Annotated in this window: 9 protein-coding genes; all 9 read left to right on the top strand. The window is 62.3% G+C overall.

The window, feature by feature from the left end; translation table 11 throughout:
• A partial coding sequence (locus ABI546_RS14395) for a carboxyl transferase domain-containing protein (RefSeq protein ID WP_348047423.1) occupies positions 1–251 on the top strand: 251 nt, incomplete at its 5' end.
• Positions 252–280: 29 nt separating this feature from the next.
• Entirely contained in the window at positions 281–1,060 is a 780-nt protein-coding gene (locus ABI546_RS14390; RefSeq protein WP_348047421.1) for an enoyl-CoA hydratase/isomerase family protein, read from the top strand.
• A 136-nt stretch (positions 1,061–1,196) separates the two neighbouring features.
• Positions 1,197–1,865 carry a DUF4126 domain-containing protein gene (locus ABI546_RS14385; protein ID WP_348047419.1) on the top strand — a complete coding sequence of 223 codons (669 nt, stop codon included), beginning with the start codon at positions 1,197–1,199 and terminating at the stop codon, positions 1,863–1,865.
• Complete coding sequence (locus ABI546_RS14380) at positions 1,858–3,918, top strand: acetyl/propionyl/methylcrotonyl-CoA carboxylase subunit alpha (protein WP_348047417.1); 2,061 nt, start codon at positions 1,858–1,860, stop codon at positions 3,916–3,918. Before ABI546_RS14385 ends, ABI546_RS14380 begins: the two co-directional genes overlap by 8 nt.
• 22 nt (positions 3,919–3,940) lie before the next feature.
• On the top strand, positions 3,941–4,870 hold the full coding sequence (locus ABI546_RS14375; RefSeq protein WP_348047415.1) for a glyoxylate/hydroxypyruvate reductase A: 930 nt from the start codon (positions 3,941–3,943) through the stop codon (positions 4,868–4,870).
• A 25-nt stretch (positions 4,871–4,895) separates the two neighbouring features.
• A complete protein-coding gene (locus ABI546_RS14370) occupies positions 4,896–5,360 on the top strand; it encodes a DUF3592 domain-containing protein (RefSeq protein WP_348047413.1) in 465 nt (154 codons plus the stop codon).
• A gap of 20 nt (positions 5,361–5,380) precedes the next feature.
• Positions 5,381–6,301, top strand: a complete 921-nt coding sequence (locus ABI546_RS14365) for a hydroxymethylglutaryl-CoA lyase (RefSeq protein ID WP_348047411.1) — start codon at positions 5,381–5,383, stop codon at positions 6,299–6,301.
• A gap of 214 nt (positions 6,302–6,515) precedes the next feature.
• Positions 6,516–7,253: a YbaK/EbsC family protein gene (locus tag ABI546_RS14360; protein WP_348047409.1), complete on the top strand. Its 738-nt coding sequence runs from the start codon at positions 6,516–6,518 to the stop codon at positions 7,251–7,253.
• Positions 7,250–7,948, top strand: a complete 699-nt coding sequence (locus tag ABI546_RS14355) for a 2-hydroxychromene-2-carboxylate isomerase (RefSeq protein WP_348047407.1) — start codon at positions 7,250–7,252, stop codon at positions 7,946–7,948. Before ABI546_RS14360 ends, ABI546_RS14355 begins: the two co-directional genes overlap by 4 nt.
• Positions 7,949–8,073: the final 125 nt, after the last annotated feature.

Below are 8,073 nucleotides of genomic sequence, written 5' to 3'. Positions count from 1 at the left end.
TGCTGGCCACGGTAAAGCGCGATGCGATTGAAGCCAAGGGCGGCGCCTGGAGCGCGGAAGAAGAGGCGACTTTCAAGCAGCCGGTACTCGACCAGTTTGGCCACCAGTCGCACCCCTATTACTCCAGCGCCCGTGGCTGGGACGACGGTGTGATTGACCCAGCGGATACGCGGCGCGTGCTGGCGTTGGGCTTGTCGGCTACGCTGAATCAGCCGATTCCGGATACGAAGTTCGGCGTGTTCAGAATGTAATCAGCAGCCCGCTGGAAAGGACAAATGAGATGAATCACCTGAACATCCAGGTCGAGTCGCAGCTTGCCACCGTCACGCTGAACCGCCCCGACGTGCGCAATGCCTTTAACCAGGAAGTGATTGCCGAGATAACCCAGGCCTTTGTCGAGCTGGGTATGCACGATGACGTGCGGTGCATCGTGCTCGCGGCCAACGGCCCCGCCTTCTGTGCAGGCGCAGACCTGAACTGGATGCGCAGCATGGCGGACTACACCTATGCGCAGAACCTGGAAGATGCTGGTCGCCTTGCGACCATGCTCCAGGCGGTGTATGAGTGCCCCAAGCCTGTCATTGCCCGGATACAGGGCGACGTTTATGCGGGCGGCACCGGCCTGGTGGCAGCTTGCGATATGGCTGTCTCAGTGGACACGGCAGGTTATTGCCTCAGCGAAGTCAAACTGGGCCTGATCCCGGCCACCATCAGTCCTTATGTGATCCGCGCGATGGGCGCACGGGCCGCGCACCGCTACTTCCTCACCGCTGAGCGCTTTGATGCGGCCGAGGCCTTGCGCATCGGCTTTGTGCATGAGGTTGTGGCGGCCGAAGCGCTGGACGCCAAGGTCGCCGAGCTGGTGAAGGCGCTCGTCAGCGCAGGCCCAGAGGCCGTGAAGCTGTGCAAAAAACTGGTGCAGGACGTGGCAGGGCAAGCCATCACCCCTGAGCTGACGCAGATGACGGTGCAGGGCATTGCCGATGTGCGTGTGAGCGCTGAAGGCCGTGAAGGCGTTCAGTCCTTTCTTCAAAAGCGCAAGCCCTCCTGGTTAGCATGACGCCCACCCCCGTTGCTTGCTCACTTCGTGTAGCCACCTCCCCCCTCGAGGGGGCAACACCAGCGATCCGACAAAGCCGGTCCCGCGGCGTTCGCTGGGTTGGGGGCCTTTTCACTCTTCTTGTTGGGAGTTCGTAATGCAAGCACTTGACACCGCACAACTGATTGCACTCGCCGGTGCGTTGGGATGGGCCAGCGGGGTTCGCCTGTATCTCGTGGTGCTGCTCACCGGCCTGGCGGGATTTATGGGCTGGGTCGATTTGCCGGCGGGTTTGCATCTGCTGTCTAACCCGGTGGTGCTGGGTGTCAGCGGGTTTATGGTGTTCATCGAATTTTTTGCCGACAAGATTCCGGGGCTGGATTCGTTGTGGGATGTGGTGCATGGTGTGATCCGCATCCCCGCAGGCGCTGCGTTGGCAGCCGCGGTGTTTGGCGCAGACAACGGCCTGGGCGCGCTGGTGGCGGCCTTGCTGGGCGGCACGCTGGCGGCCACCAGCTTCGCCGCCAAGGCCACCACGCGTGCGGCCATCAATACCTCGCCCGAGCCCTTCAGCAATATCGGCGCCTCGCTGCTCGAAGACGGCATGGTGCCGCTGGGTCTGTGGCTGGCGATTGCGCACCCGCTGGTTTTTGTCGTGGTGCTGGCCCTGATGCTGGCGCTCAGCATCTGGCTGATCCGTGTGTGCTGGCGTTTTTTGCGTCAGCTCTTTATCCGCGTGGCCCGCATTTTCAGCGGCAGGCCAGACCCCGGCACCGCTTCTGCTTTCACCTTGAAGTCTCCTTTCTCAAAGAACGACCATGTTTAAAAAAATCTTGATTGCCAACAGAGGCGAGATAGCGTGCCGAGTTGCTGCTACTGCGCGCCGCATGGCCATCCAATCCGTCGCGGTGTATTCCGACGCTGACGCAGGCGCCAAACACGTCGGCTTTTGCGACGAGGCCATCCATATCGGCGGCAGCGCACCCAAAGACAGCTATTTGCGCTGGGAACGCATCATCGAAGCCGCCAAGGCCACAGGCGCGGAGGCGATTCACCCGGGCTATGGCTTCCTGAGCGAGAACGAAGAGTTCGCGCAAGCCTGCGCCGACGCCGGCCTCGTTTTTATCGGCCCGCCAGCCTCAGCCATCAAGGCCATGGGGCTGAAAGCCGAGTCAAAACAACTGATGGAAAAAGCCGGCGTGCCGCTGGTGCCTGGCTACCACGGCAGCGACCAGGACCCGGCGCTGCTCAAGCGTGAAGCGGACCGCATCGGCTACCCGGTGCTGATCAAGGCCAGCGCGGGCGGCGGCGGTAAGGGCATGCGCGCGGTCGATAAAGCCGAAGACTTCGAAGCAGCACTGGCATCCTGCAAGCGCGAGGCCATCAACAGTTTTGGCGACGACGCGGTGCTGGTTGAAAAATACGCCCAGCGCCCCCGCCACATCGAGATCCAGGTGTTTGGTGACACGCACGGCAACTACGTCTACCTGTTTGAGCGCGACTGCTCGGTGCAGCGCCGCCACCAGAAGGTGCTGGAAGAAGCGCCCGCGCCCGGCATGACGGAAGCGATGCGCAAGCAGATGGGCGATGCGGCGGTGGCGGCTGCGCGCGCTGTGAATTACGTGGGTGCCGGTACGGTGGAGTTCATCGTTGAGCAAACTGATGAACAATTTTCCGACGGGCCGCCCCTAGGAAAATTAGCCCCCTCGGGGGGCAGCGCATTACGCGAAGCGAAAAGCGTGGGGGCCTTCTATTTTATGGAGATGAACACGCGCCTGCAGGTCGAGCACCCGGTAACGGAGGCCATCACTGGCCTGGACCTGGTGGAATGGCAACTGCGCGTGGCCTCCGGCGAAAAGCTGCCGCTGGCGCAAGACCAGCTGCGCATTACTGGCCACGCGATTGAGGCGCGCATCTGCGCTGAGACGCCCGACAACAACTTCCTGCCCGCCACCGGTTCACTGAGTGTGTACAAGAAGCCGGCGCATACCGCCTTCGAAAGAGGGCAGGTTCGCGTGGACGACGGCGTGCGGGAAGGCGATGCGATTTCGCCGTATTACGACTCCATGGTGGCCAAGCTCATCGTGCACGGCGCCACGCGTGAAGAAGCGCTGGCCCGGCTCGACGACGCGCTGGCGCAGACCCGCATCGTGGGCTTGAGCACCAATGTTCAGTTCTTGCGCTATGTGGTGCGCAGCCCTTCGTTTTCCAAAGCCAACCTCGACACCGCACTGATCCAGCGTGAAGAAGCCGTGCTCTTCAAGCAGGAGCCTGTGGGCCTGGCCATGGCGGCGGCCGCGGCGGTGGCCAAGGCGCTGCTGGACGAACGCGCTGCCGAAGGTGCAGACCCTTTCAGCCGGCGCGACGGCTGGCGCTCGCATGGCGTGATGCAGCGGCGCTTTGAGTTTGAGTTTCATGGCGAGCCTGCCAAAGCCACGCTGAGCTATCTTCATGACGGTGCCTTGCACTTGACGGTGGGTGAGTCGGCGGGGCCGCTGGTGTTTGCCGAAACGGCTGAGGGCATCGACGTGCAGTTTGCAGGCCAGCGCATGACCGCCGCGGTGTACGCGCAAGGTGAGCTGGACTATGTATTTACCGCCAAAGGCGCCACGCAAATTCTTTCTATCGACCTGCTGGCCCATGCGGGCGAAGCGCATGCCGAAGGCGGCCGCCTGACGGCGCCCATGCCGGGCAAGGTGGTGTCTTTTGCGGTGAAAGCCGGCGACAAGGTGAGCAAGGGCCAGCCGCTGGCGGTGATGGAAGCCATGAAAATGGAACACACCATTGCAGCGCCTGCCGACGGCACGGTGGAAGAACTGCTGTACGCGCCGGGCGACCAGGTGAGTGAGGGCGCGGAATTGTTGAAAATAGCCGTTTGATCTGACACTCACGGAAGTTTTCATGCGCATCAGTTTTTGTTGTACCGATACCAAGCCCCAGCCATGGGTGGACGGCCTGAACGCCGCGTTTCCAGATGCCCAGGTGAGTCTGTGGTCTGCTGGCGCGGAGCTGGCCGACTACGCCGTGGTCTGGTCGCCGCCTCAGCAGTTCTTTGACGAGCAGACCCGGCTCAAGGGAATTTTCAATATTGGCGCGGGTGTCGATGCGCTCATGAAACTGCGCCTTCCCGCCGATGTGCCTGTGGTGCGGCTGGACGACGCGGGCATGTCGGTGCAGATGGCCGAGTTTGTGTGCCACGCGGTGATACGCCACTTTCGTGAGCTTGACGGTTATGAGGCCGATGTGGCTGAGGGAAAGTGGTCGTACCGCAAGCCCCGGCTGCGCACGGACTTCCCGATCGGCGTGATGGGCCTGGGCGTGCTGGGCGAGCGCGTCAGCCGCGCGCTGGCGCAGTTTGATTTTCCGGTGAATGGCTGGAGCCGTTCTCCCAAGACGATTGAGGGCGTGCAGTGCTTCGCAGGCGAGGTGGGCGGCCAGGGCTTTCAGGATTTCCTGGCGGCCAGCCGCATCCTGGTGTGCCTGTTGCCCCTGACGCCCGACACACAGGGCATCATGAACCTGGACACCCTGTCGCGACTGCGGCCCGGCGGCTATGTGATCAACGTGGCGCGTGGCAGCCACCTGGTGGATGGCGACCTGATCACGCTGATCGACAACGGCCATCTGGCGGGCGCCACGCTGGATGTGTTTCATACCGAGCCACTGCCGGCAGACCACCCTTTCTGGAATCACCCAAAGATTACCGTGACGCCGCACACCTCGGCTCGCACGCTGCGCGAGGAAAGCATTGCCCAGATTGCGGGCAAGTTGCGTGCCGTTGAGCGGGGGGAGCAGGTTGCTGGTATCGTCGATCCCCTGCGCGGCTACTGAAGCGCAGGTCGCCGGAGTCTCATTGATGCCATCGTCCACATCCCACCGCCTGCTCAGTGTTTTTGGCTGGTTGCTGCTTGTGCCCAGTAGCTTGACGGCCTTGGGAGCGCTCTGGCTGCTGGCCTCAAGCCTGGGACTTGGCAGCGACACGCGCACGGTTGCCGGGCGGGTGGTGGGCCATGAAGCTTCCCGCCTGAAACTCAGCTCCGGCCAGAAAAGCATTGTTGAATTTTCCACGCACGATGGCCGTACCTTGCGTGTGGCCGACCCTCTGGTGCGACAGGGCGGTGCCATCCACAAGGTCGGTGAAGCCGTGAAGGTGCGTTACGCAGCGGAAGATCCGGTGCAGGCCCAGATTGTGGGTTCGGTGCTGGTGCAGGGCTTCATCGGGGGTGTGCTTTTGCTGTTCAGTGCCGTGGGTGTGCTGGCTGGTTGGTTGCTTTTGCGTTTGCGTCCGCGCAACGCGGCCCTTGCAACAACCAGACCCTGAAATCGAATACTGGAAAAACCATGTCCTTGCCCTCCAAAGTCAAAATTGTTGATGTCGGCCCCCGCGACGGCTTGCAAAATGAAAAGGCCGAGGTGCCGGCTGCCGTGAAGATTGAGTTGGTGCACCGCTTGCAGGACGCAGGCCTGACCGAGATTGAAGTTACGAGTTTTGTCTCGCCCAAGTGGGTGCCGCAAATGAGTGACAACGCGCAGGTGATGGCCGGCATTCGCCGCAACCCGCGTGTCAGCTACTCGGTGCTGACGCCAAACATGAAGGGTTTTGAGGCCGCCGTCGCCGCACCAAAAAACGAATGGCCCGACGAGATCGTCGTCTTCGGTGCTGCCAGCGAGGCCTTCAGCCAGAAAAACATCAATTGCTCGATTGCGGAAAGCATTGAGCGTTTTGCGCCGGTGGTGGCTGCCGCGCGCGAGAAGGGCATTCATGTGCGCGGTGCGATGTCGTGTACGGTCGGTTGCCCGTATGAAGGGGAGATCGCGCCGGAACGCGTCGGCATGTTGGCCGGGTTGATGAAGGGCATCGGTGTGCAGCACGTTGGCGTTGCGGACACCATTGGTGTCGGCACCCCGCTCAAGGTGCAGCGCGCGATGGAGGCGACGCTCAAGCACTTCGACATTAACGATGTCTCGGGCCACTTCCACGATACCTATGGCCAGGCCCTGAGTAACACATTGACCGCGCTGCAGATGGGCGTGTGGCAGTACGACACCTCGGTTGCCGGGCTGGGCGGCTGTCCTTTCGCCAAAGGTGCGACCGGCAACGTTGCGACCGAAGACGTGGTCTACATGCTGCATGGCATGGGCATTGACACGGGCATTGACCTGGACAAGCTGATTGATGCGGGGAAATTCATCAGTGATTTTCTGGGGCGCAAACCCAATTCCCGCGCAGCCACTGCGCTTCTGAATAAGCGGACGAACTGATGTGCAATGACATACAAGCCAGCCGGGGCCGCGGAACCGGCTCAGCCGGGCCGCAGGCGCAGCGCCCCCGAGGGGCTGAAGCCCGCGGCTCCAAAGCTGCCTGCGCAGCTTTGGACGGGCGACAGAAGCGAAGTCTCCGGCGAGCGGCGGCCTGCAAGGCCTCGCGTATTACACGCAGTGAAAAGCGTGGGGGCTCATGATGTGTGGTGCTGAATTGAAGACTTTGCCCGAAGGTGTGCAGCGGGTTGCCGCGGTGCTACTGGACAGCGGCCATCTGCATGCGCCGGTCATGCTTGACGATGCCGCGCGCACCGCGCAGCAAGCGGCCGACGCGCTGGGTGTGCATGTGGGCCAGATTGCCAAGAGCATTATTTTTCGCCGCAAGTCCGACGATGCCGCTGTGCTGGTGGTGACGTCCGGCGACCAGCGCGTCAATGAGAAAAAGGTTGAAGCCATGGTCTGCCCCGACGGCAAGCGCCTGGCACGGGCCGATGCGGAGTTTGTGAAGGCGCGTACAGGTTTTTCCATCGGCGGTGTGTCGCCGCTGGCGCATGCCACGCCCTCCGTGACGCTGATTGACCGTTCGCTGTTTCGCTTTGACACGGTATGGGCCGCTGCGGGCCATCCGCATGCGGTGTTTCAGCTGACCCCACAGGAGCTTGAAGCGCTGACGGGCGCGCCGGTGGCTGACTTCGCGGTGAACGTGGACGAGGAAGTGCTGGCGCGCAAGCATGCGATAGCGCTGGTGTCCCTGCGCGCGGCCACGCTGGACAGCGAGCCCGACGTTCCGTCGCCCTGCATTTCCGTGTGCCGCATGAACGCGGCTTCGGGCCTGTGCGAAGGCTGCTTTCGCACGCGCGACGAAATTGCGCAGTGGAGCGGTGCGGACGACGCCGCAAAGCGCCATATCTGGACGTCCATAGGGCAGCGCATGGCTGCGATGCAACCATGACCGGGTCCAGGGCCCTGCAACCGGCGGCCGGTAATGCGCCGACCGTCAGGCACATCACGTGCTATTTCGACGTCATTTCGCCCTATGCTTACCTGGCTTTTGAGCGCCTCCCCGAAGCGCTGAAAGGTGTGAGCTACAGCGTGGCGTACACGCCGGTGCTGTTCGCAGGCATGCTCAAGCACTATGGCCAGCTCGGCCCTGCGGAGATCACCCCCAAACGCGATTGGACGTACCGGCAGGTGCTGTGGCTGGCGCACAGCCTGGGTATTGCGCTGAAGGTGCCGGTGAGCCATCCCTTCAACCCCTTGCCCTTGTTGCGTCTGGCTGTGGCCTGTGGTCCTGAGGGGCAGGGCGGCACGCCCAACCGCTATGCGTGCGAAATCATCTTGCGTCACGTCTGGTGCGATGGCGGCGAGGCCGGCGATGCGGCCCGGTATGAGGCGCTGTTGCAGCAGCTGGCGCCTGCGCGCGATGTGCAGGGGGAGGGCGTAAAGGCGCAGCTTAAAAGCAATACGGAAGCGGCGATCGCGAAGGGCGTTTTTGGCGTGCCGGCGTTTGAAGTCGACGGCAAAATTTTCTGGGGGCTCGATGCGTTGCCGATGCTGCGCGAGTACCTGTTTGGCAGCCCCTGGTTTGAGGGAAATGAATGGGACGGCGTGCGTCAGGTGGTGTCAGGCATCACGCGCACCCGCTAGTGTCAGCCCTTACGTGTTTTCCCTAGGGGTCTTCGCATGCTGAAAAGACTCTCAAGGGTTTCCCCTTGACTTGTCAGCCCCGCATAAGTTTCGCGAAAGCTCCTGTTAGTTTCACGTCAGAGCTA

The sequence above is a fragment of the Polaromonas sp. genome (assembly GCF_039932935.1).
In the GTDB taxonomy this organism is placed as follows: domain Bacteria; phylum Pseudomonadota; class Gammaproteobacteria; order Burkholderiales; family Burkholderiaceae_C; genus Polaromonas.
The sequence above is the reverse complement of the archived record's forward strand: the minus strand, read 5'-3'. Positions and strand labels throughout refer to the sequence as shown.

What these genes read in the sequence shown, in the direction of transcription:
- ABI546_RS14390 (WP_348047421.1), top strand. Translation starts at nt 281, where the DNA reads ATGAATCACCTGAACATCCAGGTCGAGTCGCAGCTTGCCACCGTCACG.
- ABI546_RS14385 (WP_348047419.1), top strand. Translation starts at nt 1,197, where the DNA reads ATGCAAGCACTTGACACCGCACAACTGATTGCACTCGCCGGTGCGTTG.
- ABI546_RS14380 (WP_348047417.1), top strand. Translation starts at nt 1,858, where the DNA reads ATGTTTAAAAAAATCTTGATTGCCAACAGAGGCGAGATAGCGTGCCGA.
- ABI546_RS14375 (WP_348047415.1), top strand. Translation starts at nt 3,941, where the DNA reads ATGCGCATCAGTTTTTGTTGTACCGATACCAAGCCCCAGCCATGGGTG.
- ABI546_RS14370 (WP_348047413.1), top strand. Translation starts at nt 4,896, where the DNA reads ATGCCATCGTCCACATCCCACCGCCTGCTCAGTGTTTTTGGCTGGTTG.
- ABI546_RS14365 (WP_348047411.1), top strand. Translation starts at nt 5,381, where the DNA reads ATGTCCTTGCCCTCCAAAGTCAAAATTGTTGATGTCGGCCCCCGCGAC.
- ABI546_RS14355 (WP_348047407.1), top strand. Translation starts at nt 7,250, where the DNA reads ATGACCGGGTCCAGGGCCCTGCAACCGGCGGCCGGTAATGCGCCGACC.